The 25,647-nt window shown below is 43.4% G+C and carries 16 protein-coding genes and 1 tRNA gene; 8 read left to right on the top strand and 9 right to left on the bottom strand.

Annotated elements, in window-relative coordinates:
• Nucleotides 1–6 precede the first annotated feature (6 nt).
• The 5 genes from WG943_RS13370 to WG943_RS13350 form a co-directional block, all read right to left on the bottom strand.
• A tRNA-Ala gene (locus tag WG943_RS13370) sits at nucleotides 7–80 on the bottom strand.
• Nucleotides 81–198: 118 nt separating this feature from the next.
• Entirely contained in the window at nucleotides 199–3,468 is a 3,270-nt protein-coding gene (locus WG943_RS13365) for a TonB-dependent receptor (protein ID WP_340409706.1), read from the bottom strand.
• A gap of 467 nt (nucleotides 3,469–3,935) precedes the next feature.
• A complete protein-coding gene (locus WG943_RS13360) occupies nucleotides 3,936–7,067 on the bottom strand; it encodes a TonB-dependent receptor (protein WP_340409705.1) in 3,132 nt (1,043 codons plus the stop codon).
• A gap of 228 nt (nucleotides 7,068–7,295) precedes the next feature.
• Nucleotides 7,296–10,481 (bottom strand): TonB-dependent receptor, encoded by a 3,186-nt coding sequence (locus WG943_RS13355; RefSeq protein ID WP_340409704.1) that lies wholly within the window; start codon nucleotides 10,479–10,481, stop codon nucleotides 7,296–7,298.
• A 128-nt stretch (nucleotides 10,482–10,609) separates the two neighbouring features.
• Nucleotides 10,610–11,245, bottom strand: coding sequence for a C40 family peptidase (locus WG943_RS13350; protein ID WP_340409703.1), 636 nt, complete (start codon nucleotides 11,243–11,245; stop codon nucleotides 10,610–10,612).
• Nucleotides 11,246–11,318: 73 nt separating this feature from the next.
• On the opposite strand from WG943_RS13350, the gene WG943_RS13345 reads away from it, so the two are divergent.
• Nucleotides 11,319–12,722 carry an FAD-binding oxidoreductase gene (locus WG943_RS13345; RefSeq protein WP_340409701.1) on the top strand — a complete coding sequence of 468 codons (1,404 nt, stop codon included), beginning with the start codon at nucleotides 11,319–11,321 and terminating at the stop codon, nucleotides 12,720–12,722.
• Nucleotides 12,723–12,779: 57 nt separating this feature from the next.
• Here the strand turns inward: WG943_RS13345 and WG943_RS13340 are convergent, their stop codons facing one another.
• Both WG943_RS13340 and WG943_RS13335 read right to left on the bottom strand, forming a co-directional pair.
• Nucleotides 12,780–13,025: a hypothetical protein gene (locus WG943_RS13340; protein WP_340409699.1), complete on the bottom strand. Its 246-nt coding sequence runs from the start codon at nucleotides 13,023–13,025 to the stop codon at nucleotides 12,780–12,782.
• Nucleotides 13,026–13,050: 25 nt separating this feature from the next.
• Nucleotides 13,051–13,947, bottom strand: a complete 897-nt coding sequence (locus WG943_RS13335; RefSeq protein WP_340409697.1) for an alpha/beta fold hydrolase — start codon at nucleotides 13,945–13,947, stop codon at nucleotides 13,051–13,053.
• 154 nt (nucleotides 13,948–14,101) lie between these two features.
• Here WG943_RS13335 and asnB point away from each other — a divergent pair, with 154 nt between their 5' ends.
• The 3 genes from asnB to WG943_RS13320 all read left to right on the top strand — a co-directional run bounded on the left by asnB (nucleotide 14,102) and on the right by WG943_RS13320 (nucleotide 18,418).
• A complete protein-coding gene (gene asnB / locus WG943_RS13330) occupies nucleotides 14,102–16,006 on the top strand; it encodes an asparagine synthase (glutamine-hydrolyzing) (protein ID WP_340409695.1) in 1,905 nt (634 codons plus the stop codon).
• Between the two features lie 96 nt (nucleotides 16,007–16,102).
• Nucleotides 16,103–17,455 carry a UDP-glucose dehydrogenase family protein gene (locus WG943_RS13325; protein WP_340409694.1) on the top strand — a complete coding sequence of 451 codons (1,353 nt, stop codon included), beginning with the start codon at nucleotides 16,103–16,105 and terminating at the stop codon, nucleotides 17,453–17,455.
• Entirely contained in the window at nucleotides 17,456–18,418 is a 963-nt protein-coding gene (locus WG943_RS13320; RefSeq protein ID WP_340409692.1) for a UDP-glucuronic acid decarboxylase family protein, read from the top strand.
• Between the two features lie 38 nt (nucleotides 18,419–18,456).
• On the opposite strand, the gene WG943_RS13315 is transcribed toward WG943_RS13320, so the two are convergent.
• Complete coding sequence (locus WG943_RS13315) at nucleotides 18,457–19,695, bottom strand: hypothetical protein (RefSeq protein ID WP_340409690.1); 1,239 nt, start codon at nucleotides 19,693–19,695, stop codon at nucleotides 18,457–18,459.
• 44 nt (nucleotides 19,696–19,739) lie between these two features.
• Between WG943_RS13315 and WG943_RS13310 the strand changes: the two genes are divergently transcribed.
• Genes WG943_RS13310 through WG943_RS13300 form a run of 3 tightly spaced genes read left to right on the top strand, consistent with a single transcriptional unit; the run spans nucleotide 19,740 to nucleotide 23,096 of the window.
• Nucleotides 19,740–20,810, top strand: a complete 1,071-nt coding sequence (locus WG943_RS13310) for a glycosyltransferase (RefSeq protein WP_340409689.1) — start codon at nucleotides 19,740–19,742, stop codon at nucleotides 20,808–20,810.
• A gap of 7 nt (nucleotides 20,811–20,817) precedes the next feature.
• Nucleotides 20,818–22,038: a glycosyltransferase gene (locus tag WG943_RS13305; protein ID WP_340409687.1), complete on the top strand. Its 1,221-nt coding sequence runs from the start codon at nucleotides 20,818–20,820 to the stop codon at nucleotides 22,036–22,038.
• Nucleotides 22,035–23,096: a glycosyltransferase family 4 protein gene (locus tag WG943_RS13300; protein ID WP_340409686.1), complete on the top strand. Its 1,062-nt coding sequence runs from the start codon at nucleotides 22,035–22,037 to the stop codon at nucleotides 23,094–23,096. Before WG943_RS13305 ends, WG943_RS13300 begins: the two co-directional genes overlap by 4 nt.
• Here WG943_RS13300 and WG943_RS13295 read toward each other — a convergent pair.
• The gene (locus WG943_RS13295) at nucleotides 23,093–24,355 is read right to left on the bottom strand and encodes a tetratricopeptide repeat protein (RefSeq protein WP_340409685.1); all 1,263 of its coding nucleotides are present in this window, start codon (nucleotides 24,353–24,355) and stop codon (nucleotides 23,093–23,095) included. The two genes, WG943_RS13300 and WG943_RS13295, sit on opposite strands and share 4 nt — an antisense overlap.
• 111 nt (nucleotides 24,356–24,466) lie before the next feature.
• Here WG943_RS13295 and WG943_RS13290 point away from each other — a divergent pair, with 111 nt between their 5' ends.
• The gene (locus tag WG943_RS13290) at nucleotides 24,467–25,381 is read left to right on the top strand and encodes a M20/M25/M40 family metallo-hydrolase (RefSeq protein WP_340409684.1); all 915 of its coding nucleotides are present in this window, start codon (nucleotides 24,467–24,469) and stop codon (nucleotides 25,379–25,381) included.
• Nucleotides 25,382–25,647: the final 266 nt, after the last annotated feature.

Here is a 25,647-nt window from a genome sequence, read left to right as displayed (position 1 = left end):
CTTCAGTGGAGAATATCGGAGTCGAACCGATGACCTCTTGCATGCCATGCAAGCGCTCTAGCCAGCTGAGCTAATCCCCCGTTTGTGTTCACAAAAATAGATGTTTTTTGCGAAATGCAAAATTTAGAAGTATAAAATAGGTATAAAAGAAAAAGGGGCAGCGATTGCTGCCCCCTTTTATGTAGTATAAGTCTATGCTTAGTTGAAGATGTAACGAATCCCAACCTGAGCTCTCCAACGAGAAGACTCACCTGTATTATCGCGGAAAGTCTTAGAAAGAGGAGTTGAAGTAGCCTTATCTAAGTAAGGGAATGCTAGCTTTGGCGTACCATCAGTCTCATAGCCCATAAAGTTGATAAGGTTTGTTCTGTTAGGAGTTTGAATTATTCCCCAATCCTTGTTCAACATGTTGCCAATATTGAACACATCAAAGCTTAGCTGAAGAGTATTCTTTTTACCACCTATGTTAGTGAATAGGTCCTGTAGGATACGAACATCCATACGTGTAGTTATAGGAGCTACTGCACCGTTACGCTCTGCATATTGACCTCTTCTAGAGTTCAAATATGCATCCTGAGAGATGTAAGCATCCAGTTGGTTCCAGATAGTGCCAGCATCACGAGTGTCATCTTTGTCAGCAGCTACTAATCTTATTTCGTCAGCATTACGTGGGATGTAAATCAGGTCGTTTGACGACTGGCCATCACCATTGATGTCGCCTGAGTAGGTGTAAGAGAAGTTGTTGCCAGAAGAAACCTCAAAGAATGTAGAGATGGAAGTCGCTAGGTGACTGAAGTACTCTTTTCTATAAGACAAAGCAAGGATACCTCTGTGTCTAGTCAGGAAGTTAGAATAAGACAATGCCTGAGAATTAGGGTCTCCTGAAATTTGTCTGTCTCTCCAAATTGACTGAGCGATAGAACCACCATCATTTACTGAACGCGCATCAGAATATGTATATGCAACACTTGCAAACAAACCGTTAGTGAAAGACTTCTGCAACTGACCAGTTACTGTATATGAATAACCCTTGCTAGTGTTCTCCATTACGATAGCGTCAGTAATATCTGGGACGCTGCTGTAAATCTTGTTTTGTGTAACAGGATTTCCTTTAGAGTCAAACTTAATGTTGCCGTTCTGATCAAGTGCGTAGAAGATTGGGCGGTTATCAGCACCTTTGGCAGTTCTCGATGCGTTAGGCAGGTTTACGTTTTTGTGGTAAACAGCATTTACATCCTTTGTAAAGATACCTTCTAGAGTGGCCACTATGCCAAAAGGCAGTTGCTTATCTATAGCCAGATTGCTTCTGAATACCTGTGGGAATCTGAAGTCTTCAGCTGTAACTGCAAGGTTGTAACGTGAAGCTGCCGCTGCATTAGCTGGTATGTATGCAGTCACATCAGGAGTAAACGGACGAACTGCAGCATCTTTATCAGTAAATGAGCCAAACAATACACCGTTGTTAGATGCCTGGTTAGAGACCCAAACGAAAGGAACACGGCCAGTAAAGATACCTGTACCACCACGAACCTGCATTGTCTGGTCACCTTTTACGTCCCAGTTAAAGCCGAAGCGAGGAGACCATAGGATTTTAGTTTCTGGTAGCTTGCTTACGTCTATTTTCTCTCCGTCACGGAATGTAAGGTCTTCCACTTGCTCGTTGCGCAGCAGATCTGTGTTGAAGATCGGCATGTCGGCACGGACACCTGCAGTCAGTTTCAGGTTATTGGTTACAGCCCACTCATCCTGTGCGTATAGGCCAAGCTGCATTGCTTTGATTACAGCAAAAGGGAAACCTCCAGGCTGAGCAGAGTACTGCAATTGGTATTCTTTTGCTTTTGCTGTGCCTGTGTTTACATCATCGTAGAAATCCTGTAGAGAAGCATAGCGATAACGGCCATAATAGTTAGGGGCGAAACCGTTGGTGAACTTATATGCTTCGTTTGAAGTACCAACAGTTACTACGTGTTTCCCTGCGAATATTGAGAAGTTATTGCTGAACTGGTAAACGTCAGAGTCAAGCTTGTTATTAGCCGAGAAAGGCTCGTAACCGAAAGTTGTTAAGCTAGACTTGTTACCGTTCTCAATATCAACAAGAGGAAATACTCCACCGCTGCTTTCGCGGAAATCGCGGAATGCTGTGTAGCCGATGATTAAGTTGTTTGCAAATTTATCACCAAAACGGCTGTTTAACTCTGCAATATAAGAGTTAAGATTATTATTGATAATATAAGTTGATGCTTTGAATGGAAGTGCCGTGATACTTGGTTGGCGGTTATTGTTCGGGGCTCCAGAGTTAGATGCTGGAATATCTTTCCAAGACTTCAGGTAGTTATACTTGAAGGAGAAAGTATGATTCTTATTGATGTTCCAGTCTACTTTTGCATTGATCTTGTCATTGTAAGTATCCATGGTATAGCCTTCATACGGCCCTGTCTCATAATCATACTTGTCTTTCAAGAACTTGCTAAGCGCATCAAGTTGAGCGGCGTCAGCAGAAGAAACATTTGAGCCAGTCAAACCAGGGCGTGATGCAATAAAGCTAGCCCCAGGAGAGGACATTCTTTCTTCTTCATAGTTCATGAAGAAGAACAATTTGTCCTTCAGGATAGGACCACCCACACGGGCACCACGCTGAGAAAGAGAAAACTCTTGCTTTGGCATCTTGGTGTCACCCACATTGCGACCTACTAATCTCTCATCACGGCCGAACAAGTAAACTGATCCACTAAATTCATTTGTACCAGAGCGGGTTACTGCGTTGATGCCGGCACCTGTAAAACCTCCCTGGCGCACGTCGTAAGGTGCCAGGTTTACCTGAATTTGCTCAATAGCGTCCAATGAAATTGGCTGCGCACCTGTTTGGGAGCCTACGTTAGATTGTAGGCCAAAAGAATTGTTGAATAACGCACCGTCAATAGTGGTGTTGTTAAAGCTGCCGCTGCGGCCTGCAAAAGAGTTGCCATTTGCCTGTGGCGTAAGACGAGTAAAGTCTTGGATGCTACGGCTCAATGTAGGAAGCTTCTCGATTTGATCACGTGCCACGTTAGTAGCTGCACCAGTACGATCGATGTTGATTACATTGTCCTTTTTACTCACAATTTCAACCTCTCCTAAGTTAACATTGCTTGAAGCAAGTTTAAAATCAAGGCTAAGGGTTTGACCAAGCTTTAGGTATACATTTTCGGAACGCTGCTCCTGATAACCTATGTAGCTTGTCCTGATTGTGTAAGGACCGCCAACACGCATGTTTTGAATATTGTAGCGGCCATCGGCGTTAGTGCCTGCTACATATTGGGTGTTAGTAGGATTGTGTACGGCGATCACAGTGGCTCCTGGTAAGCCCATGCCGCTTTCATCGATGATCCTACCGTTCATTGCGGAAGTAGTACTTCCTTGAGCCCATGCCAGCTGAGTCATCAGCATGAGGGCGATAAATAATGACAACTTTTTATAAAAGTTTTTCATAAATGGGTTGATTGATTTTGCGTGCAAAAGTAATTGACAGCTTTTATATATTAATCATGTGTAATATTATTTTATTGTTACTGTATGCGCTAATTCGTATTAGCGATTATAGTAGTTAACATAGGTAGCCTATAAGCTAATACTATAAAGGTAGCAGCAAGTCTAAAAGAGCAAAGTATGTTGGACTAAAGGGTACTCTAGAGAAGTTTCCTTATCTAGACTGTAACATAAGGTGTAGTGCCTTTCAGCTAAGTTAAATTGTAGCAACTGCTACTTGCCTGCCAGGAGGAGTAGAAGGCAAGAGTGAATTGAATTTGTGATTTGATGAAATTATTATATCTATAAATAGTTTAACACAGAAAGATTATTAATTTTTTAAAAGCAAAACTTACCAATTATAAAATAATATATACCAAAAAGGGGCAGCGATTGCTGCCCCTTTTTGGTATATGGTCTAAGTATTAAGCTTAGTTGAAGATGTAACGAAGACCTAACTGGCCTTGCCATCTTGAAGCAAACTGAGAAACGTTATAACCTCTGCTGTTAGGGTTGAAAGTGAACGTTGGCTCACCTGCGCTGTTTCTTCCTGCGTAACGTACTAACTCGTTAGCACTGTTATTTACAAAGTACTGGCGGCCCCAATCCTTGTTAATTAAGTTACCTACGTTAAATACGTCAAAAGTGATCTGTAATGTGTGTGATTTACCATTATCACCTTTAACATAAAAGTCCTGAAGTAAGCGAAGGTCAAACTGATGTGTCCAAGGCATGCGTGCGCCATGACGCTCTGTGTACTGGCCACGACGTGAGTTCAGATAATCATCATCAGCTATGAAAGCATCTAGCGCTGCCCACTGCTCATCTGCAGTTGCTGTAACTACTCCATTAGATTTTAGGTCAACAAGGTTGATCTCGCTGCGATCACGTGGTACGTACATCAAGTCATTACCGCGGTTACCATCATTGTTAAGGTCCTGAGAGTACAGGTAAGTAAATGGCAAGCCAGACTGGCCTTCATAGAACATTGATATTGAAGTAGCAAAGTTGTTCGCATACTTAACGGTATAACCTGTTGTTCCTACAATTCTGTGGCGTACATCATAACGTGAGTACTCCAGTGCAGGATCATTAGGGTTATTTACAATTTGGTTATACTCCCAGTTAGAAAGCGCTGTAGAGCTTGTGCCACTGTTTACATCTTTTGACTCACCGTAAGTATAGGCAATAGACGAGTTCAAGCCATTTGTGAAGTTCTTTCTTAACTGACCAGTAACGCTATAACGGTAGCCTTTATTGGTGTTATCTAGAAGAATAACGTTTGTGTAATCATTATTTACACGACGGGCAGATGTTGAAGAAGCATAAACATCACGGTTGTCTACACCTGGAAGGGTACCTACCGGTGCTGTCAGGTTCAAGTTTCTGTAAACTACATCGTTCAGTGTTTTAGAATAGATACCTTCAACTGTAGCTACAACCTCTCCTGGAAGTGTATAATCAACTGCTAAGTTGCTTCTCCATACTTGTGGTAACTTGAAGTCTTCAGAAACTACGTTTACTTCAACTGTTTTGTCTGATGCACCTGCGTTACGCTGGTCCTCTACCTCAGTAACGAACTTCTTAGGGTTGTTTTGGAATACTGTGCCAAAAACTGTACCTGTGTTCGTGAATTGATTAGATAACCATACAAAAGGAACACGTCCAGTGAAGATACCTGTACCACCACGTACTTGGAAAGAACGATCTTCAGTTGGTGTATAGTTAAAGCCAAAACGAGGAGCCCAAAGGATGTTGCCACCTGGTGTGCGGTCAGTTCTTAAGCCTGGGTACAGCGCACCGAAATTGTTTTCAAATTTCTCGTTGCGTGTTGGAGCATCTGGGAATACTGGAAGATCGGCACGTAAGCCTAATGTTAATTTTAATTTCTCAGAAGCTGTAAATTCATCCTGAACATAGAAGCCAAGCTGCATAGCGTTGAATTCAGCAGCAGGAAGAGGGTTGTTTGAATCTAGTGCGTAAGTTGCCTGTACACGGCTAGCTTTGCCAATATAGAAATCTTCAAGGCTGTTAAAGTCCCAGCGACCGTTCATATTGTTAATAAATAAGTTGCGGAAGCTGAAAAACTCATTGTGAGTTCCTACTGTGAAATTGTGGTTGCCTAACTGGTAAGTTAAGTTATCAGTAATTTCGAAGATGTCCTGATCTAGTTCGTTAGCAGTCGAAGAACGCTGAGCACCAAACTCAATAGTACCTACTGCATCGTTGATCGTTACTTGAGGGAACATGCTACCAGCAATATCACGGCTGTCTCTAATGCGAGAGTAACCCAAGATAAGGTTGTTAGCGATGTTGTTGCCAAAACGGCTGTTTAATTCAGCTACAGTGCTGTTAGTAACGCTTGTAAACTGATATGCGTTATTTCCTAAACGTACAAAGCTACGGCTTCTTGAAATGTTGTCATCAAATGCATCAACAAAGTTGTGACGGATGGTGAATTGGTGATTGTTGTTGATGTTCCAGTCTAAACGAGCGAAGATTTTATTGCTTTCTGTTTTTCTGTCAATAGCTCCGAAAGATCCTACATCATAACCATAATTATCTTTCACAAAGTCTGCAAGCTGCTGTACAGTGGCAGATGGTATTTGTGACTCAGATGATCCTGGGGCGAAACGAACCGGCTCAGAAATACGTGTTGCGTCGTAGTTTAAAAAGAAGAACAATTTATCACGTAGGATTGGTCCGCCTACACGAACGCCATACTGGTAGTTAGTAAATTCATCAGCTTTTACTCTTGGGCCTTCTACAGCTTTACCAATTGTGTTTTGGTTACGGCCAAAAGTATAAACTGATCCAGTGAAATCATTTGTTCCAGAGCGTGTTACGGCATTAATACCACCACCTGTAAAGTTACCCATTTTAACATCGTAAGGGGCAACAACTACTTGGATCTCCTGGATTGCATCCAGCGAGATAGGCTGTGTGCCAGCTGAACCACCTGGTGTTCCGCTACCAGAAAGACCAAATACGTCATTGTTCACGGCGCCGTCAATAGTGATGTTGTTGTAGCGGTTGTTAGAACCACCAATTGAGTTGCCAGAAGCTTGCGGAGTAAGACGAGTGAAGTCTTGTAAGCTTCTGCTTAGAGTAGGCAGGTTTTCGATCTGCTCACGTGAAACGTTTGTTGCGGCACCAGTACGATCTTGGTTAAAAACATCGTCCCTCTGACCTACAATCTGTACTTCTCCAAGTTGGCGGTTATCTTCGCTAATGGAGAAGTCAACGCGGGCTGTTTGACCCAGGTTAAGCATTACACCCTCAATTTTACGCTCTTGGTAGCCAACGTAAGATGTTCTTACGGTGTAAGGACCGCCAACACGCATGTTTTGGATGTTAAAGTTACCGTCAGCGTTTGTGCCGGCAACATACTGAGTGTTTGTTGGAGTGTGTACTGCAATTACCGTTGCGCCTGGTAATGCTACTCCACTCTGATCTTTTACTGTTCCGCTCATCGCAGCGGTGGTAGCTCCTTGTCCCCAGCTGTACTGTACTGTAAGTACCATAGCTAGGAAAAGACATAGCGTACTATAAAACTTTTTCATAAATGATAGGTTGATTTTGGCGCAAAATTAGATGCTATTACTTGAATTCCAACTACTCCGGCGTTAAATTATTATTAATATTTATGTGGTGTTATAAGTTTTTATCAACAAAAAAATGTGTTATATTTCAGCGCTGTAAAAGTGGATTTAAAGCACAAAAACAAAGGCGAGGATAAAAGTCCTCGCCTTTGTTTTTTAAAATAAGGAAACCTTACGGTAGTATTTTGATCAATTAAATATATACCTCACTCCCAGCTGGCCTCTCCATCTAGAGGAAAAATCATTTACAAAGTATGGATCGCCATCTGTTAAACCTCTACCTGTATAGTTAAAGCGAGGTGTGGTGGTGCCCTGCACATAGCCCACAAAATCAATTGCCTGGAAAGCATTAAAGGATGCCGTATACTGTCGGCCCCAATCTTTGTTGAGCAGGTTTGTGAAGTTGAACACATCAAAAGTGATTTGAAGTCTGTGATCGTTGTCCTGCTGTTTTAACTTAAATTCCTGTGTCAAACGTAGATCTACCTGGTTAGTCCATGGCAAGCGGTCTCCGTTACGCTCGGCATATTGGCCTCTTCTCTCGCTAAGGTATTCGTTATCAGAAATAAATGCATCGAGTGCTTCCCATTGTTCCTCTGGTGTTGCTATTACCTGGCCCGAACGGTCAGTTAACGGTACAAGGTTTATTTCTGATGCGTCTCTTGGTATGTAAATTAGGTCGTTCGTTCTGCCGGCGTCGTTGTTCACATCACCGTTATATATGTAGGATAGCGGCAAACCAGTCTGGCCATTGTAGAACAGGGAAAGTGTAGTTGCGGCAAAACCTAAATACTCTACTCCATAGGTTAAGCCTGCTACTATCCTGGAACGGATATCGTTATCGGCAAAAGCTTCCTCCACATTATTCAGGCCGCGCACCTGGTTTACATTTATCCAGTTAGAGCGCGCCTGGCTCGAATTGCCAGGGTTTACATCTTTTGCACGAGAGTAAGTGTAGGCAAGAGATCCGGACAAGCCCATTTCATAAGCCTTCTGTACCTGGCCTGTTATACTATAGGCAAAGCCTTCGCTTGTGTTGGTCAGGTAAATAATGTCCTGGAAGCTGTTATTTGGTATTCTGCGGAAAACAGGACGGTCATCGGCTCCGGTTAGTGTGCCGTTCTGCTCCAGGTTTAGGTTCTGATAGTATATATTGTTCAGGTTTTTAGAATAGATACCTTCCAGGGTGCCTACAAAACCGCCTGGTAGCCTCTGGTCAACAGCTGCGTTTACCCTGAATAACTGCGGAAATTTAAAATCAGGGTCTGTTATATTTATCTCAGCAGTTCTGTCTGATAATCCCAGCGATGAAGCAGTAGGCTGAGAAGCGGGGTCTGTTTCAAACCTGATTTGTTCTAGTGTAGGGTTTGGAGTAGTTCCTGTTGTCAGGGAGAGACTGCCTAGTAGTTCTCCGGTATTGGTGTATTGGTTTGCGATCCATACAAACGGGGCACGACCCGTAAAAATACCTGCTCCACCGCGTATCTGTGTGTTACCATCGTCAAACACGTCCCAGTTTACACCAAACCTTGGTGATAGCATGTACTGGGCACCTGGCGTGCGGTCGGTGGCAAGTCCACGTGATGCAAATGCCTCGTTAAACTCTTGGTTGGCCGGAGGGTCATCGTTAAATGTCGGAATATCCAGTCTTAAGCCTAAAGTAAGCTTCAGGTTGTTAAGTGCGGCATACTCATCCTGTACATAAAAACCGAGCTGGAAAGCTGAGAAATCGGCTCCCTGCTCCCGAACATCTGTTCTGGAATAGTTTCTAAAGTATGCAGAAGGAGCCTGCTCGTCTGGTGTTCCAATTGCCTCAAAAGCCTCAATAGAGTTATATTCGTAAGCGCCGAATTCCTGTCTGATAAAGAGGTTAAATGTTTTGTAGAACTCGTTGTGTGTACCTAATGTGATTGTATGCTTGCCTGCAAAAATGTTAAAGTTGTTGGTGATAGTAAACACGTCCTGGTCTAGCTGGTTCTGCCCAGAGAACGGCTCACTGCCAAAAGATATAGTTCTGCCACCCGATAATCTGAGTGTTACACTTGGGAAAGGATCACCGATAATATCTCTATCGTCGCGCACTCTTGTATAGCCAATAATGGCTTCGTTAGCATACATTGAGCCAAATTGACTTCTAAGTTGCAATACGCTGGAGTTAGTTGTGCTAGGGAAAAATTCAGCATTGTTAGAGAAACGCAATGCGTTAGGGGTTCTGCTGTTGTCTGTGTTCTCAGCTTGTACGTAGCTGTGTCGCAGTGTCAGTTGGTGATTATTAGTTACGTTCCAGTCCAGGCGGGCAAATATCTTCTCGCTGGTGGTTTCGTCGTTGATGCTGCTGAAACTGCCTGGGTCGTATCCTAAACGGTTGGCTGCTGCCAATACTCTGTTTGCCTCTTCTGTGGTTATGTTAGAGCTAGGGGTGCCTGGCTCAAACAGTAAGGGTGCCTCTCTTTTTGTTAACTCGCCGTTTACAAAGAAGAAAAGTTTATCTTTCAGGATTGGGCCTCCAATTCTTAGTCCGGTCTGGTAGTCTGTGTAGTCTGGTAGTCTTGTTCTTTCTTCGTCGGGGCTTTTGCCCACCAGTTTCTCATTGTTCCAGAAATAATAGGCAGATCCGGTAAACCTGTTGGAGCCACTCCTTGTGATAGCGTTAACACCACCTCCCGTAAAGCCGCTCTGGCGTACATCAAATGGTGCAATAACTACTTGTATGGCTTCGATGGCGTCCAGCGAGATAGGCTGCACACCAGTTTGCCCTCCGTTTGTGCCGGAGGCGGATAATCCAAATACGTCGTTGTTAACAGTACCGTCTATAGAGAAGTTGTTAAAGCGGTTGTTCTGGCCTGCAAAAGAAATACCAGCCCCTGAAGTGGAAGCCTGTGGTGTTATCCTGGTAAAATCATTTAAGCTTCTGGAGATAGTTGGCAACGATTGTATTTGCTCTGCAGAAACGTTTGTGGCAGCCCCGGTTCTATCAGAGTTTATAATCTTATCCTGTGTGGCTGTTACCTCTACTTCACCTAGTGTTGTGGTGCTCTCTGATAAGGTAATATCAAGCCTGAAGTTTTGACCTAGTGCCAGGTTAATATTTTCGAACCTTTGCTCTTGGTAGCCCACATAAGATGTTGTAATGGTATAAGGCCCTCCCACGCGCATGTTCTGGATGTTGTAACGGCCTTCGGTATTGGTGCCAGCCACATATTGCGTGTTAGTGGGGGTATGCACTGCAACAACAGTAGCGCCTGGTAAAGGAGTGCCGCCCTGGTCCTGAACAACTCCGTTCATAGCAGCCGTAGTAGTACCCTGTGCCCATAACAATTGTGCTGATAACAGCATGTAAAGGCACAGGAAAAAGAATCTGTAGAAAGTTTTCATGGTACTTTTAACTAGTTGATAAACAATTACTTTTACTAGCTTTTAAGTACCTATGTTGTAGTTGTGTTATATTAAATTTATGTAATAACAGGGGCTGTTCTTTTGGCTAACATAATCTGTATGTTTACCTAAAAAACTGGAGGTCTTACTGCTTTTATGAATATTTTCTGGTAGTGATCGGAAAACAGATTATTCTCTATAACACCCAATGAAGTAGAGGCGTGAATAAAGCGTATATCATCGTTACTCACTACTTCTGTTACCATGCCTACATGCGTAATCTGGCGGCTGTTTTTAGTTGCACCGAAAAACACCAGATCACCTTCTTTAAGATTTTTTACTCTTACTTCATCTCCATAGCGACTCTGCTCATCAGAAGTGCGCGGAAGTATAACATCTATACTTTGGAAGGAGGTGCACAGCAAGCCGGAGCAGTCCATACCAATTCTTGTGGTGCCTCCCCATTTGTAAGGTGTGCCGGTGTAAGAGCGTGCTGTTTTGATAACAGTAGAAACCTGTTCGTCTAGGTTGCGGGGAACGCGGGTGCGGCTGGTGCGGTCTTTAGAGGCAAGGGGAGCGTCTTTACCGCCATTTCTAGCGGCAAGTCTTCGTGCTTTTCTTTCCTGTCGCTTTGCCTCAGCTATTTCGCGGGCAGAGCGGTAATCTTCGCCACGTTTACTAAAAGTAGGCTGTGAGGTCTGGCAGGATGCTGCCAGTAAAAGGAAAAAGATAAATAAGGCAGAAGTAGTAAATAGTGATCTCAAAGCGTAACTTAGTAATATAGGTGATCTCAATATTAGAGCATGCTAATTTACAGATTAGCAATTCTTTTTAAAAATGAAATTTAATAAAGTAACCCCTGAGGCTGTTGAGGCGCTTACAGCCATAGTTGGTGCCGGGCATATCATATTGCCTGCTGCTGCCGATGCCATGATGCAGTACACCCACGATGAAACCGAAGACCTGCGCTATTTGCCAGAGGTAGTCCTTAAACCTGCAAACGCTGAAGAAATAAGCCATATTATGCAGTTTTGCCATCAAAATTTTATACCGGTTACACCTCGTGGGGCAGGCACAGGTTTAAGTGGTGGCGCATTAGCTGTGCATCAAGGAGTTATACTTTCCACGGAGAGGTTAAATAAGATTGTTCATATTGATGAGCGCAACTTGCAAGCTACAGTAGAACCAGGAGTTATTACCCAGGTTTTTCAGGAGGCGGTGATTGAGCGAGGACTTTTTTATCCTCCAGACCCATCGAGCCGAGGTAGCTGCTTTTTAGGCGGTAACCTGAGCGAGAGCAGCGGAGGGCCAAGAGCCGTAAAGTATGGCGTGACCAAAGACTATGTGCTGAACCTGCAAGTAGTGCTGCCAACTGGCGAAATTACCTGGACAGGAGCCAACGTACTCAAAAATGCTACAGGGTATAACCTGACGCAACTGATGGTAGGAAGCGAGGGCACACTAGGTATCATCACAAAAATTGTGTTTAAGCTCATCCCTTACCCGCCGCAAAACTTAGTTATGCTGGTGCCCTTCCACGACGAAGAAGAGGCCTGTGATGCTGTGTCAAAGATTTTTATGGCGGGCATCGTGCCCTCCGCCCTGGAGTTTATGGAGCGTGATGCTATTTTGTGGGCCTCCAGGTACATGAACATCGCCGTAGATTTACCCGAAGATATACAAGCACACCTGCTGATTGAGCTAGATGGTAAAGATATGGATCAGCTGTATAAAGATGCCGAAGATGTATACCAGGTGCTGGAAAAGTATAATGTAGGCGAAATTCTAGTGGCCGACACCGAAAAGCAGAAGGCAGACCTATGGCAACTCCGCCGTAGTGTGGGCCATGCCGTTAAAAGCAACTCCATTTACAAAGAAGAAGACACTGTGGTGCCGCGTGCCGAGCTTCCAAAGCTACTGAAAGGTGTAAAAGAGATCGGCGCAAAGTATAACTTTAAATCAGTTTGTTACGGCCATGCTGGCGACGGTAACCTGCACATAAATATCGTGAAAGACAACATGTCGGATGATGATTGGAAGTATAAGTTGCCCGAGGGTATAAAAGAAATCTTCAGGCTTTGTGTATCGCTGGGAGGTACCATTTCTGGAGAGCACGGCATTGGCTTGGTGCAACGGCCATACATTGGTATTGCTGTAAACGAAGTGCAGCTGCGTTTAATGAAGGGAATTAAGCAACTCTTCGACCCACACGGTATACTTAACCCGGGCAAGATATTTTAAAGCAGAACAGGCGCAAAGTTTATACTTTGCGCCTGTTCTGAGTTGAATTTATTTTTATCAACTCTTTTTATTTTTGCTTTCACCTTTCTCCAGTTGTTGATCTAATCCTCTCAAGTTTAACCAAGACCTCATTAAATTCTTTGATGTTTCTATGATAGGTGTCTCAGAGGAGTATGCCTCAGCGCTTGGGCTGCCTTGTTTTTGCTGCTTTAGGGCTAACAGTCGCTCCTGTTCCTGTGTGTTGTCTTTTTCAGTAGGGTAGGCTCTTAATATAGCTTCTTTATAAGATTTGTTCGTTTTCATGAAAATCGGGTTTAGTTTTATATAATTAGGTATGGTGTACTGCTTCCTGCTTTTTCTCCTCTTCCTTTACAAAGTTTTTAACATAGTTCGCAACTTCATCGGCATTATCTTCCTGGAGAAAATGGCCACCATCCTCAAAATGAATAACGTAGCACTCATGGAAAAATTTTTTCCAGCGCTGTAGTGCTTCAATTTTTATAAGTTTATCACGCTCACCCCAAAGTATAAGCGTGGGAATGTCTTGTATTTGCTTGCGCTCTTTCCAAAGCTCTTCGTACCACTTGGTAACTCCCACCAATTCGCGTGCGCAGGCTAGGTTTTTTACCCGCTGGTGCGGATTGCCTAACGCTTGTATATAATGCTGTTTTATTGGCTCTGGCAGTTCTTCCTCCTTTTTGAAGAGCTCATTAACCAATGTTTTGGCAGATACGTTAAGCTTTGAATGCAGAAACTTGCCTAATGGGCCTACAAGGTATTTACTTGTTTTGCCAAAAGTCTGGTGTTTAGATAGCGACCAGGTCCAGGAGTTGAGCATAACAATTCGCTTAACGTTCTGAGGGTGCTTTATAGCGTAAGCAAGTCCTATGGGAGTGCCAAAATCATGCACTAAAAGAGTAACATCCTTTAAATTGAGGTGCTCCATTAGCTTCTCGAAGTTGGCGGCATGGGCGCGTGGCTTATAGCTGAAGTCCTCTGGCTTGTCGGAGAGTCCGAAGCCAAGGTGATCCATGGCGATACAGCGGTATTTTTTACGGAGTATTTTAATCAGGTTACGGTATAGAAAAGACCAGGCAGGTGTGCCATGTATCATTATAATGGGCGCTCCTTTGCCTTCGTCAATATAATGCATACTGCCAGCTTCCAGCTGTAGATAGTGTGATTTAAAGGGATACTCTTTCGTATCCAACCATTCTGGTTTCATAGAAAGTATAGGGTGTATTTATTAAACTATACTTTGATACAGATGACAGGTTGTTAATTTTACATAAAAATAAGGTTGTCTGTGGTACAAATATTGGCGGGTGTACAGTTATATATAGCCAAGAACAAAAGCTGCCAGCAGCAAAAAAACAATTATGTGCGGAATAGCGGGAGTATATGCCTTTACAGAAAACGGTAGCAAAGCACTTGACTTGTTACCAGTGGCGGCGGCTGCTATCAAGCACCGGGGCACGGATGCAGAGGGAGTATTTCGGTACAGAAGTTTTGGCATGGTGCACAGCAGGCTGTCTATAATTGCTCCTTCCTCCTTAGCAAATCAGCCACTTTCAGATACCAGCGGTCGTTTTACAATAATCTTGAACGGCGAGATATTTAATTACAAAAAGCTGCGCGCCGATTTAATTAATAGTGGCTATACTTTTAAAACAGACTCTGACACTGAAGTAGCCTTAGCTTTATATATAAAAGAAGGGCAAGAATTTTTAAAGAAGTTAAGAGGCTTTTTTGCATTGGCTATTTTTGATAAAGTAGAGGAGAGTCTTTTTATTGCTCGTGATAGATTTGGTGAGAAGCCAGTTCTGTATTACAAGGATGCTGATAAGTTTTTATTTGGCTCTGAATTAGGGGCGTTAATCTCTTTGGGTGTTCCACGTGAATTGGATTATACATCGCTTTACCAGTACCTGCAGCTTACCTATGTGCCAGCGCCGGCAACTATGCTGGTTGGCGTTAGAAAACTACTACCCGGCCATTCGTTACACATTAAAAATGGTAGAGTAAAGGAAACATCTTGGTATAAGCTTCCTTACAGCCTCGAAAAGGTAGCACAGAATACATTGACGTATGCGCAGCAGCAGGCAAAACTGAACCATTTACTGCGGAAAGCGGTCTCAGACAGGCTATTGGCAGATGTGCCAGTTGGCGCTCTGCTTAGCGGAGGAATAGATTCATCTATTGTTACAGCCCTGGCTGCTGAGCAAACTCCTAACCTACAGACATTTTCGGTTGGCTTTCCAGAGCACCCATACTTTGACGAAACAAAGTATGCCAGGTTAGTTGCTGAAAAGTATAAAACAAACCACTCCGAGATATTACTTACCACTAATGACCTTCATGATAATCTATATGGAGTTTTAGAAAACATAAGCGAGCCCTTTGCAGACTCATCGGCACTAGCTGTACATGCACTGAGCAGACATGTTGGCCACTCGCTGAAAGTAGTGTTATCTGGCGATGGGGCTGATGAATTATTTGGAGGGTATAATAAGCATCTCGCTGAATATAAGGTAATAACGGGAGGACCGGGAGTAACTGCCGTTTCACAGCTAGATTTTTTATGGAAACTTCTGCCAAAATCCAGAAACTCTTTTGTTGCAAACAAGGTAAGACAACTACAACGCTTTGCTGAAGGTGCTAAATTGTCTCCACAGGAACGGTACTGGTATTGGGCTACCTGGCAGAACGAAAAAGAAGCTTTGCAACTGTTAGAAACCACTCATCGTGCGTCAGCAGTCAGCAGACTATACTTTGCTCGCAAAAGCCGTTTGCTCGATTGCCTTAACAAAAACCTCCACGACCTAAATAACGTACTGTGTGCCGATTGGCAAATGGTACTTGCTAATGATATGTTACCCAAAATTGACCTGATGGGTATGGCCAATGGGCTCGAAATACGCAGCCCTTTTCTAGACCATAGGTTAGTGAAATTTGCTTTCTCTTTGCCAGCCAGTTCTAAAATAAATAAAATTGGCCAAAAGCGTATTTTGGTAGATGCATTTAAAGATGTACTACCAGCTGAACTGCTGAAAAGGCCGAAGAAAGGGTTTGAAGTGCCTTTACAGGATTTTCTGTCATCGGCAGGAAAGCCATTGATAGATGAACTCTTGTCAGAAGACTTTATAAGGGAACAAAAAATATTTTGCTCAGAGGAAATAAAACTTATGCGTGGAAAGCTAGGAGAAAGTGTTGGAGGAGGAGAATACACTAAACTTTGGAGTTTATTGGTGTTTCAGTTCTGGTGGAAGAAATATATGGCATAAAAGTATACTGAATCTGTTAAAGAGGATCATTTAATACGAGATAATTAAATTACAGAATAGAAAGGTTAAATTTGTAATCTTAGAAAACATTTACTTATGAGAATATCAGTAGTTGGCACGGGGTACGTAGGCCTTGTTACGGGCACGTGCTTTGCCGAGGTAGGCATCGACGTGACCTGCATCGACATCGACGAGCGGAAGATAGAGAACCTGAAGAAGGGCATCCTGCCCATCTACGAGCCGGGGCTGGAGGAGATGGTGCTCCGCAACACGCAGAAGGAGCGCCTTTCCTTCTCCACCGACCTTGCCTCCAGCATACAAGGCTGCGGCTGCGAGGCCGCCTTCATCGCCGTGGGCACGCCCCCGGGTGAGGACGGCTCGGCGGACCTGAAGCACGTGCTGGCTGTGGCCCGTGCCATCGGCCAGAACATGACCGACTACATGGTGGTGGTGACCAAGAGCACTGTGCCGGTGGGTACGGCCCAGAAGGTGCGGCAGGCCATCGAGCAGGAGCTCGCCGCCCGCGGCGTGGATATCCCCTTCGACGTGGCCTCCAACCCGGAGTTCCTAAAGGAGGGCGCCGCCATCGAGGACTTCCTCAAGCCCGACCGCATCGTGGTGGGCGTGGCCTCGGAGCGGGCCGAGCAGGTGATGGGCAAGCTCTACAAGCCCTTTTTGATGAACGGCCACCCGCTCATCTTCATGGACATCCCGTCAGCGGAAATGACCAAGTACGCGGCCAACGCCATGCTGGCCACCAAGATCAGCTTCATGAACGACATCGCCAACCTGTGCGAGATCATGGGCGCCGATGTGAATATGGTGCGCAAGGGCATCGGCTCGGACGCGCGCATCGGCAACAAGTTCATCTACCCGGGCATCGGCTACGGCGGCTCGTGCTTCCCCAAGGACGTGAAGGCTCTGATCAGGACGGCCGAGGAGAACGGCTACCGGATGCAGGTGCTCCAGTCGGTGGAGAGCGTGAACGAGAAACAGAAGTCAGTGCTCTTTAACAAGATCATGGCCCACTTCAACGGCGACATCGCCGGCAAGACCTTCGGCGTGTGGGGCCTCTCGTTCAAGCCCAAGACAGACGACATGCGCGAGGCGCCCTCGCTGGTGATCATCCAGAAGCTATTGGAGCAGGGGGCCAAGGTGAGAGCCTACGACCCGGTGGCCATGAAGGAGGCCCGCCACACGCTGGGCGACACGATCGAGTACGGCAAGGACGAGTACGAGGCCCTGATCGACGCCGACGCCCTGCTGCTGGTGACCGAGTGGCCCGAGTTCCGCTCCCCTAACTTCGCCGTGGTGAGCAAGCTGATGAAGGACAGGGTAGTGTTCGACGGCAGAAACATCTACGACGCCGCCGAGATGGCCGAGAAGGGCTTCGCCTACTACGGCATCGGCGTCAAACAGCATGTACAGCAAGAGAAAGAGATAGCATAGATGACTAAGAAAAGAGTATTGATCACGGGCGGAGCCGGCTTTCTAGGCTCCCACCTGTGTGACAGATTTATAAAAGAAGGTTACCATGTTATTGCCATGGATAACCTGATAACGGGTAATCTGGAGAACATTGAGCACCTGTTCAAGCTGGAGGACTTTGAGTTTTATCACCACGACGTGTCTAAGTTTGTGCACGTGCCGGGTGAGCTGGATTACATCCTGCACTTCGCATCGCCGGCCAGCCCGATCGATTACCTGAAAATCCCGATCCAGACATTGAAGGTGGGTTCATTGGGTACGCACAACCTGCTAGGACTTGCCAAGGCAAAAGGCGCACGCATGCTAATTGCTTCTACTTCTGAAGTATATGGTGACCCGCTAGTGCACCCGCAAACGGAGGATTACTGGGGCAATGTTAACCCAGTGGGACCACGCGGCTGCTACGACGAGGCCAAACGGTTTCAGGAAGCCATGACAATGGCGTACCATATGCATCATGGGCTGGAGACACGCATTGTGCGCATCTTTAATACTTACGGTCCGCGCATGCGACTGGATGATGGCCGTGTGTTGCCAGCTTTCCTGAGCCAGGCGCTGAGAGGCGAGCCGTTGAGCATTTTCGGCGACGGCAGCCAGACACGCTCTTTCTGCTATGTGGATGATCTGGTGGAGGGAATTTATCGCCTGCTGTTGAGCGACTATGCGTTGCCAGTGAACGTTGGTAACCCTTCTGAGATCACGATTAAGGAGTTTGCCGAGGAGATCTGTAAGCTTACAGGCGTGGAACTGAAAGTGGAGTACCAGCCGCTTCCGAAGGACGACCCGCAGAAGCGCCAGCCGGATATCTCTAAAGCAAAAGAGATTCTGAGTTGGGAACCGCAAGTGGACCGTGCAGAAGGCTTAAAAAGAACCTTGGAATACTTTAAGGAAAAAATACCAACACCTGCACCGCAGGAAGTATAAATACAGAAGAGGCTATCCTATAAGATAGCCTCTCTTTGTTATAGCTCATTGCTAAGAAGTATATTTCGTAGTCTTTCCCCACTTTTCCCATCAAACTTATACATCCACTCTTCTGTAAATTTAGCTTTATTGGGTAGCTGCTGTTGGTGAAATTGCGCTATGTTGGGCAGAATCTGATGCAGTTCTTCCAATTTATAAACAGGGTGAGCTACTCCGGCATCTATAAATGACTTTGAGACATCTAGCTTACCAGCAGGATGGTTTTCGAGGGTTATCAATGTGGTATATTCTAAAGCTGCAAGCGGAAGTAAATAGGTAGAGGAAAAGCCAACAATTAATCTTGTAAAGGGCAACTGTAGCATTAGATCCTCATTTTCTATTATTCGGGCATTGGAAAGAGAAGACCAAAGCTTTATATCTGTTTCAGGTTGTATTGGATGGAGCTTTACAAGGAGTTGATAGCCATGTATACTGCAAATTTTATTAAATTGTACTATAAAATGCTTATAAATAGCCTCAGTCCAACCAAAAAACCTCCTTGTTACTAATCCCTGATCGATAAATAGAATTTGTGATTTTGCTTTAGTTTTAGGTTTTAGATCTACTAAGTGGTCATAACTTGGTATTCCTATAAAATGTACTTTCTTATTGTTCGAAAGGTGATCATAATACTTATGTACATCAAAAGTTTTAGAACTGAATGAAATATAGATATTCGCTGTTCTAAGAGGAGAATCAATTATTTTGAAAGTGTTAATAAAGTCGTTTTTACTTCTTATATTATAGAATGCACTAAAGAAGAATAATTCTTCCTTAGATAAATCTTTAATAGAATTACGCAAAAATATTTGTGCTTTGATATGTTCTTTGAAATGGAATATTTTTTTTATTCTTGAAGGCACAGAAGTACGCTGGCCAATAACAAAATGCTGTTCTAATCTAATGTTAATATTTGAGTCTCTTATACCATGATCCATTAAGTATGTAGAGATGTTCTGTGTTTTGCATGCCAAGTTTAGTATCACATGGAAGTAAGATTCAATAAAGAAAAAAACTACCTTATCAGGTCTAATAATTTGTAACAGATCATTAGCACTTTTATAGTCTCCCCAAAATATTGCTTTTCCAAAGTTTTTGTAATACTTGTTTTTAACTTCTTTAGGGGATATGTATTCTAAAAAATAGTAATTGAAAGAGTGCTGACTAGCTTTAAATAAATCTATATAATCTTTCCGGTTGTATTCGCCAACAATGAGTAAATTTGGTTTAGTTACCATGTATAAAAGTTTACTTATGCTAATTTACCTACAGTTAATATAATTTGAAAGCAACTGTGCTACATATAATAGAATCGCTGGCAATAGGGGGAGCGGAAGTTTTGCTTACGGAATCCCTTAAGGATATTACCGACGAGTATAGGCATATTCTTGTATACATGAGGCCAATTACTACGCTCCTGCCAGAGGTTAAAGCTGATAATATATATTGTCTTAATTATAAAGGTAAACGTAGCTTTTTATGGAGTATCCTTCAATTGCGAAGAATAATTAAAAAGGAAAATGTTAATTTGATACATGCCCACCATTATTGGCCAACAGTACTTGCGCGATTTGCGAAACCACCTTTTGTGTCGCTCTTATTTTCAGTTCATAATCCCTTAAGCAAAGATGCCTTCTCATTAAATCGCCTAAGTTATTACTTAGAGAAATTTACTTATCGAAGCAGCCAGCATGCAATATTTGTATCTGAGGCAGTTAAGAAAGACTATAATAAGACTATACGGATCAAAGGAAGTGCATCAGTACTTTATAACTTTGTTGCAGATAAGTTTTACATTGAGAAAAACGCTAAAAATCAGCCAGGTGAGAATAATGCTTTAAACATTGTAGCTGTAGGTACTTTAAAGCGCCAAAAGAATTATCACTTCTTATTAAAAGCGATAGCATTACTAAAGGATAGGGAAGTATACTTGGACATTATGGGTGAAGGGCCTTTGATGCAAGAATTAGAATGCATTAAAGAAGCAAATGCTTTGAGAAATGTTAGATTGTTAGGAAAGTGCAACAATATGCATGAACTTCTCCACAAATACGATATATTTATGCTTTCTTCCACTTATGAAGGAATGAGCCTGGCAGTAATTGAGGCAATGGCAGTAGGATTACCTTGTATTCTGTCTGATATAGAGCCTAACAGAGAGGTTACCGGTGGGCACGCAATTTTTTTTGATTTAAGTTCCCCGGAAGACTGTGTTACCCGCATAACAGAACTGGCTGAAAATGCTGAACTAAGAAATAAATTATCTATAGCTGGTCGGGGAAGAGCAAAAGTATTTCATAAACATAAGTACTTGAGTCAGCTAGAGGCTTTGTATAAACAGTACCTGCCCTAAGTTTGTCGTGAATTTAGCATTTCTTTGTCGCTGGAAATTAGAAGATGGGCTTACTGTTTCCACAGTAACTCCATATCTTCAATTTTTGGTAGATTTTCCAAATATTACAAAGATTATACTTATAACACTTGAAGATGCTCCTCAAGATAGTAGTAATGCTGCTGTATGTACTCTAATAAATAATCGAAAGGTGAAGTGGATGCCATTAACAACATCTAGGCATCAGAGTAAGATATTAGGCAAGATAGCAGATTACCGAAATGGTTGTAAGCAACTAAAGAAGATTGCAATTGACAATGATGTCCATGTAGTTGTTGCTCATGGAGCACCAGCCGGATCTGTTGCCAATAAAGCTTTAAAAGGTATGTCTATCCCCTATTATGTCACACTTTTTGAGCCCCATGCAGACTATATGCATGAATCTGGTGTGTGGAGTAAGTATGGATTAAAATATAGACTGCAGAAAAGATGGGAATACCTGCAAAAAAAACATGCAACGGGGTTGATGCCTGTTTCAGAATGCTTTAGAAACAAGTTAATTGAGGAAGGTGTACCCTCACAAAAGGTGTTTGTAATACCGAGCTCTGTTAATGCGGTTGCTTTTGAAGTTAATGAACAGCATAGATTAGATATGCGCAGGCAATTACATTGGAAAAATGCGGTAATAGGTATTTATGTAGGAAAGTTTGGCGGATTGTACTATAACCGTGAAGCTTTCCAGATTTACCGTCTTTGCTTTAAACTAATTCCGGATTTCAGACTGATTATACTTTCTCCTCAACCAAGAGAAGAGATTGTGACTCAGCTAAAGAATTTTGAGCTGAACCTTAGCTGGATTCATATTAACTCAGTGCCGCACGGACAGGTGCCAGCTTTCCTTTCTGCTGCCGATTTTGCCTTTGCTACATATAAACCTGGGCCTTCTAAAAAATACCTTTCCCCCGTTAAAATAGGTGAATACTGGGCTAATGGCTTGCCGGTACTACTAACAGAAGGCGTGGGAGATGACAGCGATATTATTAAAAAAGAAGGTGGAGGCGCTTTATTTAATTTACAAGAAGAAGGCAGTGTGGAAAAGGCAATAAGGCAAATATTAGAAATACTGGAAAACCCACAGCACCGTCAGGAAATTCCGGAATTAGCTCAAAAGTATAGGTCTCCAGAGAGACTAAAAGAGGCATTCGAATACTTTTTTGGAAAGGCTAAAGAAGAGGGAGCCGACAGATGAATGTTCTGTTTATAGTACCTTATCCTGTTGGCAGAGCCGCTTCGCAACGCTTTAGAGTAGAGCAGTTTCTGCCATACTTGCAGGCCACAGGTATATCGTATAAACTAGTACCCTTTTGGAGCAGAGATACCTTTGCCATACTTTATAAAGGTGGCAATATACTCAGGAAAATAGCTGGTACACTGCAAGGCTTTCTTCAGAGGGTAGCACTTGTGCTGCAACTACAGCAGTATGACTATATTTTCATACATCGAGAGGCTACACCTGTCGGTCCTCCCTGGTTTGAATGGTTGGCGGCGAAAGTTTTTAAAGTAAAGCTGATTTTTGACTTTGACGATGCGATTTGGCTGGAAAATACGTCAGCTGAAAATCAAAAAGCCTCAACATATAAGCAGCACCACAAAATTGCCAAAGTATGCACTTGGGGCTATAAAATTAGTGCAGGCAACAGGTACTTGCAGGAGTACGCACAGCAGTTCAACGAGCAGTCAGTATATTTACCTACTACCATAAATCTTGCAAAGTATAACCGCCTTAAAAATCAGGAAACAGAAAGAGTTGTAATCGGCTGGATAGGATCGCATTCTACGTTGCCATACTTAAAGCTGATAGAGCCTGTGCTGCAGCAACTGGAACAGCAGTATACTTTTGATTTCGTTGTAATTGCGGATAGAGAGCCAGATCTAACGCTAAAATCGCTGAAGTTTGTACGTTGGCGTGAAGAAGTGGAGGTAGAAAACCTGTTGCAGCTTAATATTGGAGTGATGCCCTTGCCCGAAACAGAATGGGCAAAAGGAAAATGTGCTTTTAAGGCGTTGCAGTATATGGCGCTTGGTATTCCGGCTGTGGTATCGGCGGTAGGAGCTAATATTGCGGCTGTACCACATGGTAATGTTGGCTATACTTGTACTACGGAACGGGATTGGTATAAAAGCCTAGAAAGATTGCTGCTAAATATCGAATTAAGGTCTAGAATGGGAGCAGATGGCCGTGAATGGGTAGCTGAGAAGTATAGTTTAACCACGCATCAGCATACTTTCCTCAACCTATTTAATTAGCCTCTCTTAACAGGCTTTCCTGCTTTTCTGTGGTCTTTCAGGTATTTCTTTGCCTCTTTATAATTTGCTGATTTCTTGTCTTCAGACTGCTGCAGCACTACTGTGTAGTACTGTTTGGCTGTGGCAATATCTTTCTCATGATTTGCAATTCGGGCAAGATTCAGATAGGAGTTTACAAAATAACCAGATTCCCGCTCATTACTCATCTCTGCGTACATAATCGCATCCTGATAATGCTTCTTTGCCTTATCAAAATCACGGTATTTATTCTGATTAATGTATCCTAAAATATAAGAAGCGTAACGTCCGCTTACGGCTTCATAACCTGGCTTTCGTTGGGCTAGTTTGCTAAGGATGTCCTGTGAAATACGCTCTGCTCTTGTAAAGTGCCCCTGCACAAACAGCAAACGCGCATAAAAACGCTGGAAGTACGCATTGTCAGGATACTTTAATGCAAGATCCTGCGATACTTTAAGGGCTTCGGCCATGTTGCCTTCTTCATTCGCATAGATCTTCATCAGGAATGTTTTAGACTCTGTGCCAGTGTAGAAGCCTGTATTGGCCACATAGCGCAGCTGTTTTAAGCCAAGGCGTTTGTCGCCGTTTGGGAAGAACGCCAGCACAGGGCGCAGCATCGGGTACTCTTCGTGTATCCACACAGAGTAGTAATTGAACAGCGCCTCTCCAAACAAGAACTCAGGGCTCAGACCATTACCGGCTTTTGCGCGCTCCATATACTCTAAAGAGCGTTTGCTGGCAACAGTAGCTTTGCGCCAGTTGCTACGCTCTGAGTGCAGGCGGGCTGTAAAACCATAGGCAGCGGCAAGAAAAAAAGAAGCTTCAAAGTCCTTAGAGTCTTCATCGTACATCTTCTCAGCCTTTTGTATGGTTGAGTCCATATAAGCAAAGAAAAGGTCATCGTGCTGCAGTGTCTGGATATTGGTAGGTACAATTTTCCACCACTGGCTCAGGCCCATTAAAAAGTATGGAAGTGGATGCTCCGGGTAGCGGCGGCGTATAGATTTAAACTGCTTTTCGGCAATTTCATACTTGAAGTTATACATGTTGTCTACGGCGCCCTCCAGTTCATACTGCACATCTTTGTTTAGCAGCAGCATGCCCTTAACCCTGGTAGCTTCTGGTATTACCTCAATAGACTCAATGGTAACATGACGCATAGCCGTGGTATCGGTAGGAGATTGTGCAACTGCAAGCAGTGATGTAGTAAGCGCGAAGACTGTAAATATTAACTTCTTCATGTATTAAATTTGTATTTCTGTGCTGCTAAGCTATGCTTCCTGTTTTAAAGCCGTAAGTGCTAAAAGTACAACAATTATATTACATTTGAATTCCATAAATGGAAATTACTTATGAAACTTCTAGAACAACTTTGCAAGATACATGCTCCTTCAGGAAACGAAAAAAACCTTTCAGAATTTCTGCTTAACTATATAGAAGCGCATAAAGTTCAATGGAAAGTGCAGCCAACTATACTGTCAGGTGAAGGTTTTCAGGATTGTATTTTGTTGATATTTGGTGAGCCTCGCGCCGCCATTTTTGCCCACATGGATTCCATCGGATTTACTGTACGCTACGGCAAGCAACTGGTGAAAATAGGAGGACCAAGTATAGAAGCAGGGTATAAATTAGTAGGCGAGGACAAAGAAGGGAAAATTGAGTGTACGCTTAACTGCAACGAGGAAGAAGGCGACCTGCATTACGAGTACCACCGTGAAATTGAGCGAGGCACAGAACTAGTTTTTAAGTGTGATTTCAGGGAGACGGAAGAGACTGTGCAAAGTTGTTACCTAGACAACCGGTTAGGTGTATGGAGTGCTTTGAAAGTAGCCGAAACGCTGGAGAACGGTATTATCGCCTTTAGCTGCTGGGAAGAACATGGCGGTGGATCAGTGGCCTACCTGGCAAAGTATATTTACGAAAACTACGGCGTAAAGCAGGGCATTATTTCTGATATTACCTGGATCACGGAAGGCGTGCATGCCGGTGAGGGCGTAGTTATCTCGATGCGTGACAGCCTGATACCGCGCCGCTCTTATGTACAGAAGATCATCAGCATCGCTAAAGAGGCCGGTATACCTTACCAATTAGAAGTAGAGGGTGCAGGAGGCAGCGACGCCAAAGAACTACAGCACAGTGCTTACCCTTGGGATTGGTGCTTTATAGGTGCACCGGAAGACAATGTGCACACCCCTGACGAAATCGTTCACAAAAAAGACATCGAAAGTATGGTGGCACTATATGAGGTGCTGATGCAGAAGCTATAAAAGTATACTTATGTCTTCTATGCGTTTTTAAAAAAGAGGAATCTTGATTTGCAGATTTGATTTTTATAATTCAAAGCCGGTTTAAACATAAACCGGCTTTTTTATGCCCTTTGGTTTGCTGAAAAAGAATTTATACCGCTATCTGATGCAATCTGTTCGGTAATAGACGTATAGCATTGCATTAATATAGTTATCAAAGCATACATAATATTTGCAAATGTCTATATAAACTCCTTTCTTTAATAGTTACATACCTATATCTCTAA

The organism is Pontibacter sp. H249 (genome assembly GCF_037892465.1).
GTDB lineage: Bacteria > Bacteroidota > Bacteroidia > Cytophagales > Hymenobacteraceae > Pontibacter.
The sequence above is the reverse complement of the archived record's forward strand: the minus strand, read 5'-3'. Positions and strand labels throughout refer to the sequence as shown.

Coding starts and splice junctions, on each gene's coding strand:
- WG943_RS13320 (WP_340409692.1), top strand. CDS start 17,456: ATGACTAAGAAAAGAGTATTGATCACGGGCGGAGCCGGCTTTCTAGGC.
- WG943_RS13300 (WP_340409686.1), top strand. CDS start 22,035: ATGAATGTTCTGTTTATAGTACCTTATCCTGTTGGCAGAGCCGCTTCG.
- WG943_RS13360 (WP_340409705.1), bottom strand. CDS start 7,067: ATGAAAAAGTTTTATAGTACGCTATGTCTTTTCCTAGCTATGGTACTT.
- WG943_RS13295 (WP_340409685.1), bottom strand. CDS start 24,355: ATGAAGAAGTTAATATTTACAGTCTTCGCGCTTACTACATCACTGCTT.
- WG943_RS13325 (WP_340409694.1), top strand. CDS start 16,103: ATGAGAATATCAGTAGTTGGCACGGGGTACGTAGGCCTTGTTACGGGC.
- WG943_RS13290 (WP_340409684.1), top strand. CDS start 24,467: ATGAAACTTCTAGAACAACTTTGCAAGATACATGCTCCTTCAGGAAAC.
- WG943_RS13335 (WP_340409697.1), bottom strand. CDS start 13,947: ATGAAACCAGAATGGTTGGATACGAAAGAGTATCCCTTTAAATCACAC.
- WG943_RS13315 (WP_340409690.1), bottom strand. CDS start 19,695: ATGGTAACTAAACCAAATTTACTCATTGTTGGCGAATACAACCGGAAA.
- WG943_RS13355 (WP_340409704.1), bottom strand. CDS start 10,481: ATGAAAACTTTCTACAGATTCTTTTTCCTGTGCCTTTACATGCTGTTA.
- WG943_RS13365 (WP_340409706.1), bottom strand. CDS start 3,468: ATGAAAAACTTTTATAAAAAGTTGTCATTATTTATCGCCCTCATGCTG.
- WG943_RS13345 (WP_340409701.1), top strand. CDS start 11,319: ATGAAATTTAATAAAGTAACCCCTGAGGCTGTTGAGGCGCTTACAGCC.
- asnB (WP_340409695.1), top strand. CDS start 14,102: ATGTGCGGAATAGCGGGAGTATATGCCTTTACAGAAAACGGTAGCAAA.
- WG943_RS13340 (WP_340409699.1), bottom strand. CDS start 13,025: ATGAAAACGAACAAATCTTATAAAGAAGCTATATTAAGAGCCTACCCT.